At 46.3% G+C, this 19,761-nt stretch carries 19 protein-coding genes; 12 read left to right on the top strand and 7 right to left on the bottom strand.

The features are described from left to right. Positions 1-35 precede the first annotated feature (35 nt). On the top strand, positions 36-1,016 hold the full coding sequence (locus FTU55_RS10515; RefSeq protein ID WP_016658064.1) for a GlxA family transcriptional regulator: 981 nt from the start codon (positions 36-38) through the stop codon (positions 1,014-1,016). Between the two features lie 14 nt (positions 1,017-1,030). Here FTU55_RS10515 and FTU55_RS10510 read toward each other — a convergent pair whose 3' ends face one another. Both FTU55_RS10510 and FTU55_RS10505 read right to left on the bottom strand, forming a co-directional pair. Beyond that, complete coding sequence (locus FTU55_RS10510; protein WP_180047045.1) at positions 1,031-2,239, bottom strand: MFS transporter; 1,209 nt, start codon at positions 2,237-2,239, stop codon at positions 1,031-1,033. Further along, entirely contained in the window at positions 2,236-2,679 is a 444-nt protein-coding gene (locus FTU55_RS10505) for a MarR family winged helix-turn-helix transcriptional regulator (RefSeq protein ID WP_127801474.1), read from the bottom strand. Before FTU55_RS10505 ends, FTU55_RS10510 begins: the two co-directional genes overlap by 4 nt. Positions 2,680-3,096: 417 nt before the next feature. Here FTU55_RS10505 and FTU55_RS10500 point away from each other — a divergent pair, with 417 nt between their 5' ends. The 3 genes from FTU55_RS10500 (at position 3,097) to FTU55_RS10490 (ending at position 5,714) form a co-directional block, all read left to right on the top strand. Further along, positions 3,097-4,542, top strand: a complete 1,446-nt coding sequence (locus FTU55_RS10500) for a cytochrome ubiquinol oxidase subunit I (protein WP_180047055.1) — start codon at positions 3,097-3,099, stop codon at positions 4,540-4,542. After that, positions 4,539-5,543, top strand: a complete 1,005-nt coding sequence (cydB, locus tag FTU55_RS10495) for a cytochrome d ubiquinol oxidase subunit II (protein WP_180047043.1) — start codon at positions 4,539-4,541, stop codon at positions 5,541-5,543. Before FTU55_RS10500 ends, cydB begins: the two co-directional genes overlap by 4 nt. A 63-nt stretch (positions 5,544-5,606) precedes the next feature. Continuing rightward, on the top strand, positions 5,607-5,714 hold the full coding sequence (locus tag FTU55_RS10490) for a hypothetical protein (protein ID WP_005178219.1): 108 nt from the start codon (positions 5,607-5,609) through the stop codon (positions 5,712-5,714). 40 nt (positions 5,715-5,754) lie between these two features. On the opposite strand, the gene FTU55_RS10485 is transcribed toward FTU55_RS10490, so the two are convergent. Beyond that, positions 5,755-6,312 (bottom strand): thermonuclease family protein, encoded by a 558-nt coding sequence (locus FTU55_RS10485; RefSeq protein WP_005178218.1) that lies wholly within the window; start codon positions 6,310-6,312, stop codon positions 5,755-5,757. Between the two features lie 287 nt (positions 6,313-6,599). Next, on the bottom strand, positions 6,600-7,517 hold the full coding sequence (locus FTU55_RS10480) for a LysR family transcriptional regulator (RefSeq protein ID WP_075174663.1): 918 nt from the start codon (positions 7,515-7,517) through the stop codon (positions 6,600-6,602). A 94-nt stretch (positions 7,518-7,611) separates the two neighbouring features. Between FTU55_RS10480 and FTU55_RS10475 the strand changes: the two genes are divergently transcribed. The 6 genes from FTU55_RS10475 (at position 7,612) to FTU55_RS10450 (ending at position 13,022) form a co-directional block, all read left to right on the top strand. Next, positions 7,612-8,853, top strand: coding sequence for an acyl-CoA dehydrogenase family protein (locus FTU55_RS10475; protein ID WP_180047041.1), 1,242 nt, complete (start codon positions 7,612-7,614; stop codon positions 8,851-8,853). A 91-nt stretch (positions 8,854-8,944) separates the two neighbouring features. Continuing rightward, complete coding sequence (locus tag FTU55_RS10470) at positions 8,945-10,066, top strand: phosphotransferase family protein (protein WP_104471382.1); 1,122 nt, start codon at positions 8,945-8,947, stop codon at positions 10,064-10,066. Next, positions 10,063-10,761 carry a histidine phosphatase family protein gene (locus tag FTU55_RS10465; RefSeq protein ID WP_016658073.1) on the top strand — a complete coding sequence of 233 codons (699 nt, stop codon included), beginning with the start codon at positions 10,063-10,065 and terminating at the stop codon, positions 10,759-10,761. Before FTU55_RS10470 ends, FTU55_RS10465 begins: the two co-directional genes overlap by 4 nt. Positions 10,762-10,776: 15 nt before the next feature. Beyond that, entirely contained in the window at positions 10,777-11,520 is a 744-nt protein-coding gene (locus FTU55_RS10460) for an SDR family oxidoreductase (protein WP_016658074.1), read from the top strand. A 167-nt stretch (positions 11,521-11,687) separates the two neighbouring features. Beyond that, a complete protein-coding gene (locus tag FTU55_RS10455; protein WP_180047040.1) occupies positions 11,688-12,416 on the top strand; it encodes an SGNH/GDSL hydrolase family protein in 729 nt (242 codons plus the stop codon). Between the two features lie 12 nt (positions 12,417-12,428). Beyond that, on the top strand, positions 12,429-13,022 hold the full coding sequence (locus FTU55_RS10450; protein ID WP_180047038.1) for a uracil-DNA glycosylase family protein: 594 nt from the start codon (positions 12,429-12,431) through the stop codon (positions 13,020-13,022). Here FTU55_RS10450 and FTU55_RS10445 read toward each other — a convergent pair. The 3 genes from FTU55_RS10445 to FTU55_RS10435 form a co-directional block, all read right to left on the bottom strand. Further along, entirely contained in the window at positions 13,019-13,528 is a 510-nt protein-coding gene (locus FTU55_RS10445) for a pyridoxamine 5'-phosphate oxidase family protein (RefSeq protein ID WP_180047036.1), read from the bottom strand. The two genes, FTU55_RS10450 and FTU55_RS10445, sit on opposite strands and share 4 nt — an antisense overlap. 196 nt (positions 13,529-13,724) lie before the next feature. Beyond that, positions 13,725-14,162 carry a hypothetical protein gene (locus FTU55_RS10440; RefSeq protein ID WP_005178205.1) on the bottom strand — a complete coding sequence of 146 codons (438 nt, stop codon included), beginning with the start codon at positions 14,160-14,162 and terminating at the stop codon, positions 13,725-13,727. Between the two features lie 195 nt (positions 14,163-14,357). Continuing rightward, positions 14,358-15,926, bottom strand: coding sequence for a phospholipase D family protein (locus FTU55_RS10435; protein ID WP_180047034.1), 1,569 nt, complete (start codon positions 15,924-15,926; stop codon positions 14,358-14,360). A gap of 123 nt (positions 15,927-16,049) precedes the next feature. On the opposite strand from FTU55_RS10435, the gene FTU55_RS10430 reads away from it, so the two are divergent. Together FTU55_RS10430 and FTU55_RS10425 are read left to right on the top strand one after the other, a co-directional pair. Beyond that, positions 16,050-17,165 carry an S-(hydroxymethyl)glutathione dehydrogenase/class III alcohol dehydrogenase gene (locus FTU55_RS10430; RefSeq protein ID WP_016658079.1) on the top strand — a complete coding sequence of 372 codons (1,116 nt, stop codon included), beginning with the start codon at positions 16,050-16,052 and terminating at the stop codon, positions 17,163-17,165. Between the two features lie 315 nt (positions 17,166-17,480). Beyond that, complete coding sequence (locus FTU55_RS10425) at positions 17,481-19,589, top strand: GGDEF domain-containing phosphodiesterase (protein ID WP_180047032.1); 2,109 nt, start codon at positions 17,481-17,483, stop codon at positions 19,587-19,589. Positions 19,590-19,761: the final 172 nt, after the last annotated feature.

Below are 19,761 nucleotides of genomic sequence, written 5' to 3'. Positions count from 1 at the left end.
ACTCAAGGAGCTAAAAACGACATTTGGAAGAAAGCATGAAGCGGGTTTTTATTCTAGCTTATGATGGCGCACTGGCTTCGGCCATAACCGGTGTGGCGGACTTATTCAGTCTGGCCGGCATCAGCTGGAACCGGATTCAGAAACAGGATATTCAGCGCCTGTTTCAAGTACAAATTGCCTCGCCACAGGGAGAAACGGTGCAATGCAGTAATGGTTTACGCATTGAGGCGCATCTGGCCTATAGTGAAATCCAGCAGGCCGATTTGCTGGTGATTCCGACTTTGGCCGGTTCCATCGAGCAGATTCTGGAAAAAAATCAGTCTCTCATGAATGTTCTGCAACAGGCCGATCAAGCCCAATGCCTGATTGCCGGAAACTGTACCGGGAATTTTTTTCTGGCCGAAGCCGGAATTTTACAGGGCCGCAGTGCCACCACGCATTGGGGTTTTAAAGATCAGTTCCAGCAGCGCTATCCGGAGGTCCATTTGCAGGCGGATCGCCTGATTACCCAGTCCGATCATGTCTATTGTGCCGGTGGCGGGTTGGCCTGGTTCGATTTGGGGCTACATTTAATTGAACGTTTTTATGGCTTTGAAATTGCCATTCAGACGGCCAAATCCTTTGTGCTGGATTTTCGCCGTGACAACCAGTTGTCCTATTCCTTGATGCGTATGAGCAAGCCACATCAGGATGGTTTGGTAAAAGAAATCCAGCATTGGCTGGAGCAGCATTTTAGTGAAAACTTGAATATGGAAGATGTGGCGGCGCGCTTTAATATCAGCCCGCGCACGCTCATTCGCCGTTTTAAAGCAGTGTTAGATGTGGCGCCGAATCAGTATGTGCAGGCTATTCGTATTGAAGCTGCGCAAAAACGGCTGGAAGAAACCGAGCAGCCGATTGACCGGATTATGCAAATGGTGGGCTATGAAGATCCGAGTTCATTCCGGCGTTTATTTCGCAAGAAAACCGGCCTAACCCCAATGGAATACCGCCAGCGCTTTGGCCGGCGGTTTTAAGCGTGTTGCTTTCGTTAGCGTGATAACTGTGGCTGCACCTGCTGAGCATGACGACCATGTAGCAGATAATACAGGCCTAAACACAACAGCGCGGCGATGGCACTATAGAAATACATCTGCGCATAACTAACCGATTTCAGCGCGATTCCGATCAAATACGGCCCGAAGCCCAGCCCTGCATCCAGACAGATAAAATAGGTCGAGGTCGCCAGTCCCATACGTTCCAGTGAGGTACTTTTGACCGCAATAGTCTGACAGACCGATTGAATATTGCCATAGCCCAGACCGAGCAAGCCGGCACAAAGCAGCAGCATACTGGAGTTATGCGCCTGACTTAGTAAAAACAGGGCAATCGCCATCACAATAAAGGCGGGATACATAATGATATTTTCACCTTTACGATCCATAAGCCGCCCGGTAAACGGACGCGAAAACAAAATGGCGATGGCATACATTAAAAAGAATAAGGACGCGGCTTCGACCAGATCAATTTCCTTGGCGTAAAAGTTAATAAATGACAGCACGCCGGAATAACAGATGGAAGCAAACAGCATAATCAGGGAAATGGGCAGCGCATTCTTTTCCAGATACTGGGTCCAGAAGCCAAAACCTTTGCCTGCTGTCGCGGTGGCTGCAGGTTTAGGCTGCGCCAGGTTCGGCATCCGGATAAAACAGGCCACTACCAGACAGCTCAGCGCCAAGACACTGGATAAGCTAAAAATCGTCTGATAACTGGTGTGCAGCATCATCCAGATCGCGACAAAAGGACCAATCGCCGTACCTAGGGTGCTGCTCATGCTGTAATAGCCAATACCTTCACCACGGCGGGTGGGCGGCAGAGTTTGTGCGATGACTGTGCCGAGTACGGTAGAGGCGACTCCCATCATAAAGCCATGAATAAAACGGATGCCGAGCAGGGCAGTCACCCCCATCTCTATAAAATAGCCTAAGGAAAGCAGCAAGAAACCGGCCAGCCCAAAAAGCAGGGTGCTACGATAACCGAAACGCTGTAGGCATTTGCCAATCAGCAGACGGCCAAATAAGGTGCCGACAATAAACAGTCCTGAAATTAAACCGGCTTCGGCAATGCTGGCATTTAATTCCGCCACGGCATAACCGACAATCACAATCACCAATAGATAAAAAATCAGTACCAGTTGAAAATTGATCAGGCCGACCAGGATAAAGTTTCTGGTCCATAGCGGTGCTTGTGCTGAACTCATTTGTCTTCACCTTGTAGGGTCGGTTGTAACTGTTCACTCAGCTGATTAAGGATCTCGCGGGTATGGGCGATGTCCGCAACTGCAAAAGACTGCAGCAGCTGCTGTTCAAACTGATCAATCTGGCTTGAACAATGCTTGAAAAGTTCCTGCCCGTGAGAGCTAAAAGTCAGGCATTTCTGCCGTTTATCGCTACTTTCAAGCTGATGGATTAAACCCAAGTCCAGCAACACCCGAATACGTTTGGTGATGCTCGGTTTGGACACCTTTAAATAGGCGGCAATATCTACCTGGGTACATTGCTGTTTTAAATGAATGACGTATAACACCTGCCACAAGGAATAATTAAGCTGATGCGGCAATAACAGAGCATTAACTTCATCGCTGAACAGACGTGCGCAGCGTAATAAGGCGGTACGAAATTTTAAGGGAGAGCTTGGCATAAAAAAATAGTTAACCAGGGTAACTAAAACAAAGTCAATGTACGCCTGTTCGGAATTTTTTTCAAGTAGGGAAGCCAGCGAAGGATTCAAAAAAACAGATGATAAAAGATGAGGGGGCAACGTGTATTGCTATAGATTTGTTAAGCAGCGTTAAGGTCAATCAACTGAACTACAAAAATTCCTCTCATCCAGTCCTGTCTATCCAGCTGATAAACCGCAAGAATAAAAAATCAGCGCTTCTATCTTCCAAAAAAACTCATCAGTTGCAGAAATTACTCGCTTAAAGATTCTTGATCAAAAGCCTACACAAGGCCTATACAACTTCGTCCTATGCTGAAGCGCGATGAGAAAAATTCAAAACGCTATATTTAAAACTCTACACCCTGAGCGCAGCTCGACCTTTTGAAAGGTGGCATGATGACCCTCGGTTTTACCGCGCTGGAACTGGCCCGGATTCAGTTTGCCTTTACAGTTTCGTTTCATATCATTTTTCCGGCCATTTCCATTGGTCTGGCCAGTTTTCTGGCGATTCTGGAATGGCGCTGGTTACGCAGTCGTAATCCGATTTATCAGGACCTGTTTAAATTCTGGGTCAAGATTTTTGCGGTCGCCTTTGCCATGGGGGTGGTTTCTGGCATTGTCATGAGCTATCAGTTTGGCACCAACTGGAGTGAATTTTCCCGTATCGCCGGCAGTGTCACCGGACCATTATTGGCCTATGAAGTGCTCACCGCTTTCTTTTTGGAAGCGGGTTTTCTCGGCATCATGCTGTTTGGTTGGGGACGGGTGGGACCTAAAGCACATTTTTTGTCGACTTTAATGGTCGCAATTGGCACCTGTATTTCCATGTTCTGGATTTTATCAGCCAATAGCTGGATGCAAACTCCGCAAGGTTTCAGCATCGAAAATGGCATTCTGGTGCCACAGGACTGGTGGGCCATTGTCTTTAATCCGTCATTCCTGTATCGGCTGGCGCATATGGCTATTGCCGCCTTTTTGGTCTCTGCTTTGCTGGTGGCTGCCACGGCTGCCTGGCATTTACTTAAAGGCCGTCGGGATGCACTGGTAAAAACCTCGTTTTCGATGGCCCTGTGGCTGATGCTGATCTTAACTCCCTTACAGGTGCTGGTGGGCGATTTACATGGCTTGAATACCCTGCAACATCAACCAGCCAAACTGGCAGCGATGGAAGGGCATTGGAATACCAATCATGAGAAAGGCATGCCGCTGTATCTGTTTGGTATTCCAGATATGCAGGCCGAAGAAACCAAATATGTGCTGGCGATTCCCAACTTGGGCAGCGTAATTCTGACCCATTCGCTGGATGGCACCGTGACCGGTTTAAAAGAATTTGCCCCGGAAGATCGGCCTAATTCGACCATTGTGTTCTGGAGTTTCCGGATTATGGTCGGCTTAGGCGTGCTGATGCTGATTCTGGCGCTATGGGGATTGTGGCTACGTAAACGACAGCGTTTATATGAACATCGTCGTTTTCAGCGTTTTGCCCTGTGGATGGGGCCCTCCGGTTTTATTGCCTTATTGGCCGGCTGGTTTACCACAGAAGTCGGCCGCCAGCCGTGGGTGGTCTATGGGGTGTTACGTACCGAAGATGCCTTATCGCCGGTGTTTGCAGAGCAGGTTGGCCTGAGCTTGATGATTTTTGTACTGGTGTATTTTGTGTTGTTCGGGATGGGCATTTATTACATGCTCAGACTGATGCACAAAGGGCCGGAACTGATTCATTCAGCGCCATCATCAGCCTCTGATGCTGAGCTTACTCAAGCCTCCAGACGGCCGTTAAGCAGTGTCACCGAGCGGCTTAACCCGCCCGCCGAGCGCCCCAAACAGGAGCATGAGCCATGATAGATTTATCTTTGCTGTGGATCGGGATTATTGCCTTCGCGGTGCTGATGTATGTGGTGTTAGATGGCTTTGATTTGGGTATCGGGATTTTATTTCCATTTTTTCCCGAACAGGCAGAGCGGGATGTGATGATGAATACCGTCGCGCCAATTTGGGATGGCAATGAAACCTGGATGGTGCTGGGAGGTGCCAGCCTGTTTGCTGCTTTTCCCTTGGCCTATGCCACGGTGCTTTCAGCCCTGTATTTACCGGTCATTTTAATGGTGATTGCCTTAATTTTTCGCGGTGTTGCCTTTGAGTTTCGTTTTAAGGCCAACAGCAGCAAACACTGGTGGGACAAAGCTTTTATTGGTGGCTCTGTTTTTAGCAGCTTTTTACAAGGCGTAATTTTGGGCGCTTATATTCAGGGTATTCGTACCGAGCAGGGGGTATATGCGGGCTATGGTTTGGACTGGTTAACGCCGTTTAGCCTGTTTACTGGTGCTGGCGTGGTAATGTTGTACGCCACTTTAGGTTGTGGCTGGCTCATTTTTAAAACCGATCAGGCACTACAGCAGCGTATGTACCGTTTAATGCCGAAGATGCTGATCGGCCTATTGATTGTTTTAGCAGCCGTCAGTATTTATACCCCGATAACCCAGCCGCACATTGCCGAGCGCTGGTTTAGTCTGCCGCAGCTGCTGTATTTCTCTCCGGTGCCGATACTGGTGCTGATCTTTACTTATCTGGCTTTAAAAGCCTGCCGGCAACAGCAACAGTTTCGCCCATTTTTGTATACGCTGGCCTTGGTATTTCTGGCCTATAGCGGTTTTTTAATCAGCTTATGGCCTTATATTATTCCGCCCTCGGTCAGCTTCTGGCAGGCTGCTGCACCGGAAAGCAGTCAGCGTTTTACTCTCATTGGCGCGCTGATTTTAATTCCGATTATTCTAGGTTATAGCGCGATGTCCTATTGGATTTTTCGCCATAAAGTCCGGGTGGGGGAGGATGGCTATCATTAAAGAAAATCGACATGAAGCACATCATTATAGGTCAGTTATTCCCTTAGTCATCAAGGAGCCGCAATGAAACGTACACAGCTGCTGTGGTTTATTGGTCTCTGGCTGGCCGGCTTTGTGGCTTTGGCGCTGATTGCCGGGGCTTTTCGTTTGCTGGTGCAATGGGCTTATTAAGCTGAATCATCTTCGGACTTTAAAAATCCACCTGAGCATTTTATTTACGGTTCTGTTTGCGATAGACACTTGGCCGCACCGGGCGGCTACTTTTCCAGAGGCCTTTTTTCCGTGCTCTGGCCTGAGTCTGTAAGGCACGCATATGCGCCAGCTGCTTGCGATCACGAATATAATCTTCATAGACCCAGGCGGCACCACGTTTGACCAGTTCTTCATTGACATTTTTACGGTAGCGATAAATCACCCCAACATGGCGGCCATAGCGGTCAATATCGGTAATTTTGACTCGCACCACCTTCTGATGCAGCATGGTTTTCACCAGACGCCGGGTTTCCGGACCATAACTTTGACTCGATTCTGGCGCATCAATATAAGCAAAGCGGATGCGGGTTTCTGAACGTCTTAAATTAAAACGGTACAGGGTGAGGGTATCGCCATCGCTGACCGCAGTGACCCGCGCCCAATAGGTTTTGCCTTTTTTAAAAGGTCGAAACAGTTGCTGCACAAAGCGGGAAATCTTACCCAACAGCATAAACGCAACAAGACAGCATCCAGCGGCCAATGCCAGCAGCCAGAAAGGGGAGAGTTCAGTCAACATAGACGCTTTCAATTCAGCTGAACAGACCAGCCAGCTGTAAACCGTGAAAAATAAAAGTGCTAGTGTAAAAGAAATGGCGCAATTCGCCGGTCGATTAAATCGCCAATTAGCTAGTTTTTAACAAATCAGCTACGCTGCAACGCCTGATCTGGCAAGGGCTTGAGCGATGTTTGAAATTTAATGAAGATAAAGCGCCTTAAATTTGAGTGATCTAAATAGCCTAAGTAAATTTTCTGAACTCATTTAAAATAGCCTAAGCATAATTAAGATTAATCTACTGAAATAGCCTAAGCAAAAATTTTAGAAATTTCCGCTCTTAAAAATGCATGACGTGCATTCTCCTGCATCTCCTTATACCAGAACATCCCCAAATCAATTTGCGGCAAGTCTACAGGCGATTCAAAAATATGTAGCTTCGGGTCAATATGTAAATGCCGCAAAATACTTTCCGGAATGGTCAGCATCGCCGTGTCATGCTGCGCCAGAATTTGCAGGGCAGTGGAATAATGCTGACAGCGTAATAACAGGGTTCGCGACAGCTGATTGCGCTTTAAATAAATATCTTCCAGCAGCAAGCCACTACGGCGTGAAGAAACACCAATATGCGGCGCAGACAAATATAATTCTTTATCTATGGATGAACGCTGGCTACAAACCACGAAGCGGTCTTGTACCAGCGCCTGAAACTGGATTTTATCGCCCAGCTTGTGTTCCAGATCAATCACAAAATCAATTTGCTGGGTCGCCAGATCATTGATCATGGTTTTACGGTCCAGCTTGCTGCTTAAAAACTGAATCTCCAGATTCAGCTGCTGAAAATGCTGCACCAGTTTGGGAAAAATAATCGGTTCAATTTCATCATGTATGGCAATTTTCAGGGTATGTACCATCGCCGGTTCAAACTGCTGTTTTTGCCGGGCAATATGCTGAATAGACAGCAGTGCAGTTTTAATGGTCGGATAAATCTGCTCGGCAAACGGCGTTGGTAACATCTGATGGCCGGTGCGAATAAACAGATCATCCTGTAACTGTAACCTAAGCCGTTGTAAGGCATGACTGGTGGCCGACTGGCTGATACATAAGAGCTGCGCCGCTTTGGAAATATTTTTTTGTTCAAAAATCGCAATAAACAGCGGGTATAAATTAATATCAATACGATGAAAAGCACCCAGATCCATCGGGCTATTATTATGAATATTGTGCATAGTATTTAATTCAATAAAATCATTTCATGCATAATAATTTTTAGGTTAAGGTGTTGTAAAGCCAATATAACAACAGATTGAGGAAGCTACAGTCATGTTTGAATTGTCAGCACGCGCACAGGATTATCTCGAAAGAACCCAACAGTTTATTCAAACAGAAATTGAACCAATTGAAGCCGACTTTTGGCAGCAGGTGCATGAACTGAATCAGGGCGGTGACTGGACGCAATGGCAGTGGCCGGCGCAATTAGAAAGTTTAAAAGCCAAAGCCAAAGCCGCGGGACTGTGGAATATGTTTTTGCCTTGTCTTGAATTGGGACAGGGCCTGTCAGTGCAGGAATATGCACATATTGCCGAATTGTCTGGCCGTAGCCTGATTGCCCCGACCGTATTTAACTGTAACGCGCCAGATAGCGGCAACATGGAAGTGTTATGGCGTTATGGTTCAGAACAGCAAAAACAGCAATGGTTGATGCCGCTGCTCGAAGGCAAAATCCGCTCGGTGTTTTGTATGACTGAACCGGCAGTGGCCTCTTCTGATGCGACCAATATGCAGGCCACAGCGGTGGTAGAAGGCGATGAGATTGTCCTGAACGGGCGTAAATGGTGGTCATCGGGTCTGGGTGATCCGAATGCCAAAATCATTATTTTTATGGCGCATACCCCGGACGAAAGCAAAGACCGTCATCATCAACATTCAATGGTGCTGGTCCCGGTCGATACTGCAGGGGTGAAAATTGAACGTATGTTACCGGTGTTTGGCGATTACGATGCGCCGCATGGGCATGGTGAAGTCAGCTTTGACAATGTCCGTGTGCCAGTGGCCAATTTTATTGGTGGTGCCGGCCAAGGTTTTGAAATTGCCCAGGGCCGTTTAGGACCCGGCCGGATTCATCATTGTATGCGTTGTATCGGCGCGGCAGAAAAATCACTGGAACTGATGATTGACCGCGGCATGAACCGGACTGCCTTTGGCAAGGAAATCCTGAAACTCGGTGGCAACCTGGAGCGTGTGGCCGAAGCGCGTGTGGCAATTGATCAGGCACGCCTGTTAACGCTCTATGCCGCCTATAAAATGGATACTTTAGGCAATATGGCCGCGCTCACAGAAATTTCTGCCATTAAAGTGGTGGCGCCAAGCGTGCTGGAAAAAGTGGTAGATATGGCCATGCAAATCCACGGCGGTGCCGGGCTGTCCCGCGATACGCCATTGACCGGTTTCTTTGCCCAGGCGCGTGCCTTACGTTTGGCCGATGGTCCCGATGAAGTGCATAAAGGCATGATTGCCAAACTGGAACTGGCCAAACGTGGCTACAGTACCCGTCGTAAAAAATAAGTGGCAAAACACCAGAAACAGTGTGGGTCTTTACAGCTGAAAATGCTCTAATAGGGCAAGACCTAAAAAAGTGAAAAATCAGGAAAATAACATGTCAGTGATTGATGTTGGCGGTCAGGTTCGTGAAGGCGAGGAACTGGATATTCAGGCAGTAAGCCAATGGTTAAAGGCACAAGGGGTTGATGTTCAGGAACCCGTGGAAGTGACCCAATATTCAGGTGGTGCCTCTAACTGGACCTATCGTCTGAACTATCGCAATGCCGATTTAATTTTACGTCGTCCACCCAAAGGCACCAAAGCCAAATCTGCGCATGACATGGCGCGTGAATATCATGTACAAAAAAATCTGGCACCGTATTATCCGGTGTTACCGCAGATGGTGGCGCTGTGTCAGGATGAATCGGTGATTGGCTGTGATTTTTATATCATGCAGCGCGTGGAAGGTATTATCCCGCGGGCCAAACTGCCGCCAGAACTGAACTTTGATGAAACCCAGGTTCAGGAACTGTGCATTAATGTGATTGATAAATTAATCGAGCTGCATCAGGTGCCGTATCAGGGCACCGAACTGGAAAAACTGGGTAAAGGTGAGGGCTATTGCCGTCGTCAGGTAGAAGGCTGGGACAGTCGTTATGAAAAAGCCAAAACCCTGAATGTGCCGTCATTTAAATATGTACGTAAATGGTTGCACGAGAATATTCCGGCAGATTCCACCACCTGCATTATTCACAATGACTGGCGTTTTGATAATGTGATTTTAAATCCGCAGCATCCAACCGAAGTGATTGGCGTGCTGGACTGGGAAATGGCAACTCTGGGCGATCCACTGATGGATCTTGGTTCCGCTTTGGCCTACTGGGTAGAAGAAACCGATAACCAGATTTTTAAAGCCACCCGCCGTCAGCCGACCCATTTAAAAGGCATGTTCACCCGTAAACAGGTGGTCGATTACTATCTGGAAAAAACCGGCCTGCAACCGGAAAACTGGACCTTCTATGAAGTGTTCGGGATTTTCCGTCTGGCAGTGATCGCCCAGCAGATTTACTACCGTTATTATCATAAACAGACCAATAATCCGGCTTTTAAAGATTTCTGGATTGTGATTCATGCCTTGCACATCCGCGCCTTAAAACTGATTGGGCTGCAAAAAATTGAAGCCAATGAGCTGGCACAAAAATATATGGTCAAATTTAAGGAGCTGCTGCCGAAATGACGACTATTTATTTAATCCGTCATGGTCAGGCTTCGTTTGGTGCAGAAAGCTATGACCAGCTTTCGCCGAATGGGGAGTTGCAGGCCAAACTGCTGGGTCAGTATTTTGACAATATCTTAAAAGAAGAACCCTATGTGGTGGCTGGTTCCATGCAGCGCCATCAGCAGACTGCACAGATCGCTCTGGCCGAATGTTTCCCTGAAGCTCATCTGGTCACCAATCCGGACTGGAACGAGTTTAACCATCAGCAGGTGTTTGCCCAATACGAACCGCGTTTTAATGAACCGCATTTATTAAAGGCCGATGTAGCCAAAGAGCTTAATCCGCGGGCGTATCTGGCAAAAATTTTTGAAGGTGCCATTGAACGCTGGACTGGCGGTGAATATCACCATGAATATGAAGAATCCTGGCCGCATTTCAAGGCCCGAGTCGAAACCGCCTTGCAAAACCTGTGTGATGAACTGGCCCAAACCAAACCGCGTTACGCGATTGTGTTTACTTCGGGCGGAGTCATTTCGGTTGTTGCTGGAAAAATTCTGGAACTGAATCCTAACCGGACTTTTGCACTGAACTGGGCCATCGCCAATACCAGCATGACCACTTTGCGTCTGGTCGGCAATGAGCCGCAACTGTTAAGTCTGAATGAACATCATTTTATAAAAGCACAACATCCAGAATTATTAACCTGGATTTAATCAAGGAATAGACAGATGACCAAAACAATTTTAATTACCGGCGCAAGTTCCGGCATTGGTGCCGGTATGGCCCGCGAATTTGCACAAAAAGGCTATAACCTGGCCATTTGTGCGCGTCGTATGGAACGTCTGGAAAGCTTAAAACAGGAACTGGAAAGCAAGTACGGCGTGAGCGTGGCCGCAAAAACCTTAGATGTGACCAATTATGATCAGGTATTTGAGGTGTTTCGTGCTTTTAAGGAAGAACTAGGCACGATTGACCGGATTATTGTCAATGCCGGGGTTGGTGAAGGCCGCCGGATCGGCAAAGGCAACTTTGCGATTAACCGCGCCACGGTTGAAACCAACTTTATTTCAGCGCTGGCACAATGTGAAGCTGCGGTAGAAATTTTCCGTGCCCAAAATTCTGGTCATCTGGTGATGATTTCTTCCATGAGTGCAATGCGTGGTATGCCAAAACATCTGACGGCGTATGGTGCCAGTAAAGCTGGCGTGGCACATCTGGCCGAAGGCATCCGTGCCGAGCTGATTGATACGCCAATTAAAGTTACCACCATTTTCCCGGGGTATATCCGTACCGAAATTAACGAAGGCGCGAAAAAATTACCATTTGAAGTGGATGAGCAAACTGGTTCACGCTTACTGGCTGCAGAAATTGAAAAAGCACCGGTAAAAGCCTATGTGCCGAAATGGCCATGGTTGCCACTGGGCTTGGCCATGAAAGTCTTACCATTAAAACTGGTCAATAAACTCGGTTAATCCACATGTATATCAAGTGAAAAGTTCCATTTGGCGCTTTTCACTTTTTATTTTAAATGTTTGTTTTAAATATTTGAAAATTTAAAAATATTTCATAGAAAGATAAAAATAGAGGGCTTATTTTGGTTAAAATAGGCCCGATTTTTTTGAAGATGATCGACAATGCGATGTTTCTGAAGCTTGCAACCTTGGGTTTAATTCCAGCCCTGATTATTCAAGGCCGCTGGGTCAAGAAAAATACCTTAAGACTGGCAGAGCCAGAAGGGGAACGTGAGGGCACGAACGGTCAGGGACAGGCCTTATCCATTTTGATTCTGGGTGATTCAGCCGCTGCCGGCGTTGGCGTTAGCCATCAGGAAGATGCCTTGCTCGGCGCGATTCTGGCCGGACTCACTTCCGAATTTCAGGTCAGCTGGAAACTGCATGCCAAAACAGGCAATACCACGGGGCAGGTCATTCAAAGCGTTCAGCAGCTGGACACTGAAAAGTTTGATGTAGTGGTCACCTCGGTCGGGGTGAATGATGTCACCAAATTGATGCCAGCCGATATCTGGATTCAAAAGCAGGCGCAGTTGTATCAGCTGATTGCAGCTAAATTCCAGCCACAGCTCATCCTTGCAGCAGGTGTACCACCGATGCAACTTTTTCCGGCTTTACCGAATCCGCTGGCGTGGCTGTTTGGCCAATATGCCAAGCAGATGAACCGTGAACTGCATAAATTTATTCAAAAGCAGCCAAACATGGACTGGATTGAATATGACATTGCACAATATCAGCAGATGAAACTGGAAATGGCCGAAGATGGCTTTCATCCGAGTAAAGAAATTTATCAAATATGGGGCAAAGAAGTAACACTCAAAATTAAACAACGGCTTAAGATGAATAAAGTGAATTGAGTTTGCTGCCTTATGATTGATGATCTTGAAATTGAACCCCATCCCTTTGAGCCTTTTTTACCCTCCAATGCCAAACTGCTGATGATGGGCAGTTTTCCACCGCCCAAAAATCGCTGGAAAATGGAATTTTATTATCCGAATTATCAGAATGATATGTGGCGGATTTTTGGTATCTGCTTTTTTCAGGATAAAAACTATTTTTTAGACCTGCCGAATAAAAACTTTCAGCTCGAACTGATTCAAAACTTTTTAAAAGATACCGGTATTGCGCTGTTTGATACCGCCTACCGGATCAGCCGTTTAAAGGGCAATGCTTCAGATAAATTTCTGCATATTCACACCCCGACCGATTTAAATCGGCTGCTCCAGCAAATGCCGCTGTGCCAGTACATTATGACCACGGGTGATAAAGCCACTGATACCTTGATGGAATCAATGCCGGAAGGCACGCCGAAACCGGTAATTGGCCAATCTTCACAGGCGATCTTTGCTGGTCGAGAGCTGCATTTATACCGTATGCCATCTTCATCTCGCGCCTATCCCTTAGCGGTGGAGAAAAAGGCTGAACTTTATTGCGGTCTGTTTAAGGATGTCGGCCTGCTTTAAAAAAGAGAGGATGTCTTTGGCATCATTGATGGATATTCTACCCATCTAAACGCATGAATATGCACCTCCCGAACCTGGGTGAAATCCGACCAGATCAGCTTGCTGCCGCGTGTCCATTTTAACGGCGCAATTCTGTGGTGTACCTGATTCATTTCCCCGGCAGTGGCCGGGCGTAACTCACCAATTTCAGCATATAAACGCACACCCGGATAAGTACGAAATTGACCTGACATCATTGATTTTAGCCAGAACCCGCGGCTACTGTTTACGGCCTGAATACAGGCCTGCGCATTATGTTTGAGATGCGGTTGCAGCGTGGCAGAGTAGGTATCAAAAAAGAAACCGGTGGGAGAGCTGTCGTTTAAAAATAAGGTTCCAATCGGGGTGATATTCGGGATACCTTCTGGACTCACACTGGCGATGGAGCAGTGCATACTGGCGCGCTGCGCCTGCGCAACCACTTGTCGTATTTGCCCCCAGGTTTGAGCATCCATATTCTTGTTCATTTTTATACTCATTTTATAGTTAAAACCAGCATAATAAAGACCAGAACTATTGTTATGCGTGAAAGCGCAACTGCATATTCATCATAAATTGGATTTAAAAATAGAACGAGAGGAAATCTGACGAGCACAGCTCAGAAAAGAGCGAAAAACTTCGCTCTTTTTTCATGTTTCAGCAGTAAAAGCAGAATAAAAGGACTTAAGCTCCGTATTCCACATAATCCCATAAATTCAGGCGGGCTTTAATTTCCTTGCGGATTTGCGGCAACATCGGTAATAAAGTGCCATCAATCCATAAGCTGAGGGCTTGGGCTGAGAGCGGTTGCTGTGCATCATCCACCAGTTGTGCACCTTTGACCATCACCAAGGTTTCCTGTTCAGCCGCAGTTTCTACACCCTTAAACAACACCTGCAATTCAAAACCGGTGTCCTGAATCAGCCATTCCAGTTCCAGCTGAATATTCTCATTCGATTGCAACACTACCTGACCTTCAAGCTGCTCCGAGTCGGACAGGCAATCATGTTCGACCCGCACTTTGGCCAGAAACCACTCTTGCTGGCCCAATTCATTCAGGGTTTTAGTCGGGCTGAGAATATCACTTAATTTAAATTGACGGCTTAAATCAAAAAATTGCATGGGGAGAGATCTAAAAAAGAAGAAAAATAAAGCGTGAATTTTAAAGTAATGTAGCAGGAGAGTAAAACCTTCTGGCGATAAATACGAAGTGAGAGATCACACAATCTCTCCGGGTATCGGGTTTGCTGCAAACCCATAGAGCAACTCGTATTCAATTATCTTGGTCAATGTATATTTACTGTAATGTGGATGTCATTACATCATCCACTCGATTGGGACATGGGTCATTAAATTCATCACAAAACGCTGGAAACTGGTGGTTTCCGGATCAACCTTGTGCTGAATCACTGAACCATCTTTTTGATAATCCAGCCAGATAATATGTCCTTTCTCATCTAACCTTAGTTCATAGGCAATTTGCGGCAGGTACTGATTCAATGAATCTGAAATTTCATCCTGGAGTTCATCAGATTCCAGCACCAGCCCGACTTCGGTATTTAAAAAAGCCGAGCGCGGATCAAAATTAAAAGAGCCAATAAATACCTTGCCATCAATATCAAAGAATTTGGCATGCAGGCTGGAAGCACTGCGGCCTTTGGCTGGAATCACGTTACCGGTAATAATTTCATACCAGGTACGTTCTTCGCGCTGAATATAACGCTTGAACTCATACAGTCGAATGCCACTGGCCAATAGCTGCGGCCGGTATTGCTGATAGAAGGCATGTACAATCGGTACATCATTGGCCATATACGAGTTGGTCAAAACCCGGATATCAATGCCGTTTTCTGCCAGACGGCTCATATAATCCGTACCGCGTTGAGTCGGAATAAAATAGGCAGACACCAGTTCCAGATGCTGATTGGGTGTGCCCATAATTTGGATCATCTGATGGTAAATCATCTCTTCATCTTTGGCTTTGCCCTGGATTTTTTCTGGCGGGTCAGCCACAAAATGCGCTTTGGCCCAATGATAGGAACGCTGTTTTAAATACTGCGCCACCTGTTGCTCGGCAAAACTGATCCGGCGTTGCACCTCCTGTTCATCCAGCTGCTGGCTGGCATATTTTTCCCGCAGCAAGGTCAAGCTATTACGATGGTATTTATTGCTGTTCTGGTCCATCAGCTGGACCAGATTAAAACTCAGTTCATGGTTCCAGAAAGTACGGAAATTATCGTTGGCTTTTTTGACCGCATTACCGGCAAAGAGAATATCTACATCGGTAAACTGAAAGTCATCACTGGCATCAAAATATTCCCGGCTGATATTGCGGCCACCGGTCACGGCAATCGCGCCATCGGCAATAATCAGTTTGTTGTGCATGCGGTGATTCACTGCCTGCATCCGGAAGGCATAATCCAGTGCCCGAAAATGACGGAATTTATAAGGATTAAACAGGCGAATTTTAAAGTTCGGATGATGGCTGAGTGCCAGCAAGGTATCGTCCAGTTGGGTGCCATTCTGGTCATCAATCAGTAACCGGACCTGTACCCCGCGGTCGGCGGCTTTGAGTAATTCGGCCAGCACTAAATGACCAATTTCGTCATCGGTCCAGATGTAATATTGCAGGTCTAAATGATGTTTGGCGTTATGAATTAAATGTAAACGTGAAGCAATACTGATAAATCCGTCATACAGCGGTAAATAGGCGGTTTGTCCGCGTTGTAGTTGTGCCTGTGCCTCTGGTCGCGGCATCCAGTGTTCAAAATCTGGTTCAATTGGCGCATCCTGCGCAGCATAGTTCTGTTCAAGCGAATTACAACCGGTACATGCCAGAATCAGACAGCACAACCAGATCATGTTGTAATATTTTAATGGCATCATTTTTATGAAGTAGATTTTTACTGATTCATATAGATTATCATGATGTTATAGGTTGAATCTGTTGATAAAAAGCGGTTACTGTAAGACATCTGTTAAAGACGTATCAAAAGGATGATCAATTTCATGAAATCAAGAGCTGCGGTCGCATTTGGTCCGGGTCAACCCCTTGAAATTGTAGAAATAGACGTGGCTCCGCCAAAAGCTGGAGAAGTCTTGGTTAAAATTAGTCATACCGGTGTATGTCATACGGATGCCTTTACCTTGTCAGGTGATGATCCTGAAGGGGTGTTTCCAGCCGTGTTGGGTCATGAAGGCGCGGGTGTGGTGGTGGAAGTCGGTGAAGGTGTGACCAGCCTTAAACCGGGTGATCATGTGATTCCACTGTATACCGCGGAATGTGGTGAATGTCTGTTCTGTCAATCGGGTAAAACCAACCTGTGCGTGGCGGTGCGTGCTACCCAGGGTAAAGGTTTGATGCCAGATGGCACCACCCGTTTTTCATATAATGGTCAGCCCATTTATCATTACATGGGCTGCTCAACTTTCAGTGAATATACTGTGGTGGCCGAAGTGTCACTGGCCAAAATTAACCCCGAAGCCAACCATGAACAGGTGTGCTTGTTGGGCTGTGGCGTAACCACCGGTATTGGTGCGGTGCATAATACTGCCAAAGTACAGGAAGGTGACAGTGTAGCCGTGTTTGGTTTAGGCGGGATTGGTCTGGCCGTGGTGCAAGGTGCGCGTCAGGCCAAAGCCGGCCGTATTATCGCAATTGATACCAACCCGGAAAAATTTGAACTGGCCAAACAGTTTGGTGCGACTGACTGCATTAACCCGAATGATTATGAGCGCCCAATTCAGGAAGTGATTGTTGAAATGACCGGTTGGGGTGTTGATCATTCCTTTGAATGTATCGGCAATGTCAACGTCATGCGTTCCGCGCTAGAATGTGCCCATCGTGGCTGGGGCCAATCGGTGATTATTGGTGTGGCTGGTGCCGGTAAAGAAATCTCGACCCGCCCATTCCAATTGGTGACGGGCCGTAAATGGATGGGCACTGCATTTGGTGGCGTTAAAGGCCGTTCACAATTACCAGGCATGGTCGAGCAGGCCATGAAAGGTGATATTCAGCTGGAGCCTTTTGTTACCCATACCATGCCGTTAGAACAGATTAATGAAGCATTTGACTTAATGCATGAAGGTAAATCAATTCGTAGTGTAATTCATTTCGAGTCGTAATGACCTTATCTAAAAAACACCGGGCTTAGACCCGGTGTTTTTTTTTGTATCTGCACTCACAGAAACCATCACAACTGATATCTTTTTTCTATCAAAACTGCCCAGTCTCGCTACAAAGTAGAACTAGGCTGCATGCTTAAAGTCAGGAATATGCACAGAAAATTGTATATTTTTAAGCCATTTTAATTACAAAAAGAATATACAAAAACTGGGTATTTTTATTTACCGTGGGTTAAAAATAATTTTTATAGCTCTTATAATACATATTTGTATAGAAGTGTGATCTTATTGGTACTATAACTCGGAAAATGCGATATGAGTCATATTAATCTGCTTGAGGTATTAAAAGACAAGTCCAAACAGGTCACGCCTAAACTTGAGAAATCTCCTTTTCAGAAAGACTTTATTCGCGCCATTGAAATGATGCCACAACTGATTTGGGTTAGTTCAGCCGGACATCATCTATATAATTCTAATTTTAAACAGTATCTTGCTTCAGATGAGCAAAGCCTGACTGCTCAAAGCTGGCTGAATGCCATTCATCCGGAAGATGCCGAGCATCTGCGTTTTTTATGGGAAAGTGCGCAAAAAAGTGGTCAGAGTTTTGAAAAAGAATGCCGGATTCGGGATCGCCAGCAGCGCTATCACTGGTTTTTGTTAATTGCCCGGAATTCGCAGCAGCTCGAGGGCTGTGACCAGTGGATGATCAGTTGTACCAATATTCATGACAGTGCGGTGAAATACCGGGAAACCAAAGATACCTTACGTGCCCACACCCATATGCTGGATGTCAGTGTTGACTGTATCAAGATTGTCAAACCGGATGGCTCGCTATCGCATATGAACCGTTCAGGTTGCCAGGCCTTGCTAGGCAAAGAGCGGGAAAAGAATTTTGGCATGAAATGGCTCGACCTGTTACCGCCCGAAGCCCGTGAAAAAGGTCAGCAGGCCATTCGTGAGGCGATTAAAGGCAAAAATTCCCGTTTCCCGGGTATGAGTATTAACCAAGATGAAGTGAAATACTGGGACAATATGCTGACCCCGGTGCTGAACGAACACGGCGAAACCACCAGTATTTTATGTGTATCGCGTGATGTGACCTTGCAAAAAATTGCCGAAGATAAATTAAGACTCAGCAGTGAAGTCGATGATCTGACCAAGCTGATTAACCGCCGAACTTTCCGGAAAAAAACCAAACAGGCAATTCAGGTCGCCAAAGAAACCCGCACATTGGTTGGGGTCATGCTGATTGACCTGGATCATTTTAAAAATATTAACGATACCCTGGGCCATCAGGCCGGCGATCATTTATTAAAAGTATTGTCCAAACGCTTTCAAAAATATATTTCAGAACAGGTCAGTATTGCGCGCCTGGGTGGTGATGAGTTTGCCGTGGTGGTGCATTCGGTTGAAAATGAACAGCAGCTGATTGAACTGGCCAAGAAGTTTGCCAAACTGCAGGATGCACCCATTACCTATAGCGGCCGGGTCATTAACTGCGGCATGAGCATTGGCTGTTCGATGTATCCCAAAGATGCCAGAGAAATTCCCGAACTGATGAAATGTGCCGATACCGCGCTGAATGACCTGAAAGCCGGTGGCCGAGGTGGCATCCGCATGTTTGATCATTCTATGCTGGCGGCGGTCCAGAGCAAGGCAGAGCAGTTGCAGACTGCACGCATGATTATTCGTGAACAGCGGATTGTACCGTTTTATCAGCCGAAAGTGTGTATTGAAACCGGTGAGCTGATTGGCTTTGAGGCTTTATTACGCTGGCAGGATGCACAGCAGCGTTACCGTTATCCGAAAGAGCTGCTAGAAGCCTTTAGCGATTATGAGCTGACTACAAAAATCAGTGAATTGATGCAGCAGGCGATTTTTAGTGATTTACAAAGCTGGATCAAACAGGGTCTACAGACGGTGCCGGTGTCAATTAATGCTTCGCCGGTGGAATTGACGCGCGATAACTACGCAGAAGTGCTGTTAAAACGGATGCAGCATTATCAGATTCCGGCGCAATTAATTGAAATTGAAATTACTGAGCAATCGCTGGCCGAGCGTGGCTCTGAATGTGTGATTCGTACCCTCCATAAACTGAAACAGGCCGGTATTCGCATTTCGCTGGATGATTTTGGCACCGGACATTCCTCCTTAACCCATTTACGTGATTATCCGGTAGATAGCCTGAAAATTGACTGTGATTTCGTCAACCGCATCAATAGTGATAAATCAATTCAGGCCATTGTCGAAGCGATTATCAAGTTAGGGCCGGTTTTGTCCTTGGATATTATTGCCGAAGGCATTGAAACCAAGGAGCAGTTTGAAACCCTGAAACAGTTTGGCTGCCATTTTGGTCAGGGCTATTTATTTAGCAATGCTGTCAATCAGCTTGAAGCCAAGCAGATGTTAAAAGCCGCTATATAAGCTTCAAGTTTCTATGATATAAAAATATAAAAACGGGCACATGGCCCATTGCTGTCCCACAATTTTTCACAAGAGGAAGCTCATTTGAGCTTCCTCTTGTTTTATGGGTATTTTATCGGGTGAAAATAAAGCTTTTAAAGTTCTTCTTTCAAACAAATTCACTTGAATTATT

Origin of the sequence: Acinetobacter sp. YH12117 (assembly GCF_013418865.1) — a bacterium.
GTDB classification, from domain to species: Bacteria; Pseudomonadota; Gammaproteobacteria; order Pseudomonadales; family Moraxellaceae; genus Acinetobacter; species Acinetobacter indicus.
This window is presented reverse-complemented; position numbering and strand designations above follow the sequence as displayed.

Coding starts and splice junctions, on each gene's coding strand:
- FTU55_RS10445 (WP_180047036.1), bottom strand. CDS start 13,528: ATGAACAAGAATATGGATGCTCAAACCTGGGGGCAAATACGACAAGTG.
- cydB (WP_180047043.1), top strand. CDS start 4,539: ATGATAGATTTATCTTTGCTGTGGATCGGGATTATTGCCTTCGCGGTG.
- FTU55_RS10500 (WP_180047055.1), top strand. CDS start 3,097: ATGACCCTCGGTTTTACCGCGCTGGAACTGGCCCGGATTCAGTTTGCC.
- FTU55_RS10455 (WP_180047040.1), top strand. CDS start 11,688: ATGTTTCTGAAGCTTGCAACCTTGGGTTTAATTCCAGCCCTGATTATT.
- FTU55_RS10430 (WP_016658079.1), top strand. CDS start 16,050: ATGAAATCAAGAGCTGCGGTCGCATTTGGTCCGGGTCAACCCCTTGAA.
- FTU55_RS10485 (WP_005178218.1), bottom strand. CDS start 6,312: ATGTTGACTGAACTCTCCCCTTTCTGGCTGCTGGCATTGGCCGCTGGA.
- FTU55_RS10460 (WP_016658074.1), top strand. CDS start 10,777: ATGACCAAAACAATTTTAATTACCGGCGCAAGTTCCGGCATTGGTGCC.
- FTU55_RS10490 (WP_005178219.1), top strand. CDS start 5,607: ATGAAACGTACACAGCTGCTGTGGTTTATTGGTCTCTGGCTGGCCGGC.
- FTU55_RS10505 (WP_127801474.1), bottom strand. CDS start 2,679: ATGCCAAGCTCTCCCTTAAAATTTCGTACCGCCTTATTACGCTGCGCA.
- FTU55_RS10470 (WP_104471382.1), top strand. CDS start 8,945: ATGTCAGTGATTGATGTTGGCGGTCAGGTTCGTGAAGGCGAGGAACTG.
- FTU55_RS10425 (WP_180047032.1), top strand. CDS start 17,481: ATGAGTCATATTAATCTGCTTGAGGTATTAAAAGACAAGTCCAAACAG.
- FTU55_RS10480 (WP_075174663.1), bottom strand. CDS start 7,517: ATGCACAATATTCATAATAATAGCCCGATGGATCTGGGTGCTTTTCAT.
- FTU55_RS10440 (WP_005178205.1), bottom strand. CDS start 14,162: ATGCAATTTTTTGATTTAAGCCGTCAATTTAAATTAAGTGATATTCTC.
- FTU55_RS10450 (WP_180047038.1), top strand. CDS start 12,429: ATGATTGATGATCTTGAAATTGAACCCCATCCCTTTGAGCCTTTTTTA.
- FTU55_RS10435 (WP_180047034.1), bottom strand. CDS start 15,926: ATGATGCCATTAAAATATTACAACATGATCTGGTTGTGCTGTCTGATT.
- FTU55_RS10515 (WP_016658064.1), top strand. CDS start 36: ATGAAGCGGGTTTTTATTCTAGCTTATGATGGCGCACTGGCTTCGGCC.
- FTU55_RS10465 (WP_016658073.1), top strand. CDS start 10,063: ATGACGACTATTTATTTAATCCGTCATGGTCAGGCTTCGTTTGGTGCA.
- FTU55_RS10510 (WP_180047045.1), bottom strand. CDS start 2,239: ATGAGTTCAGCACAAGCACCGCTATGGACCAGAAACTTTATCCTGGTC.
- FTU55_RS10475 (WP_180047041.1), top strand. CDS start 7,612: ATGTTTGAATTGTCAGCACGCGCACAGGATTATCTCGAAAGAACCCAA.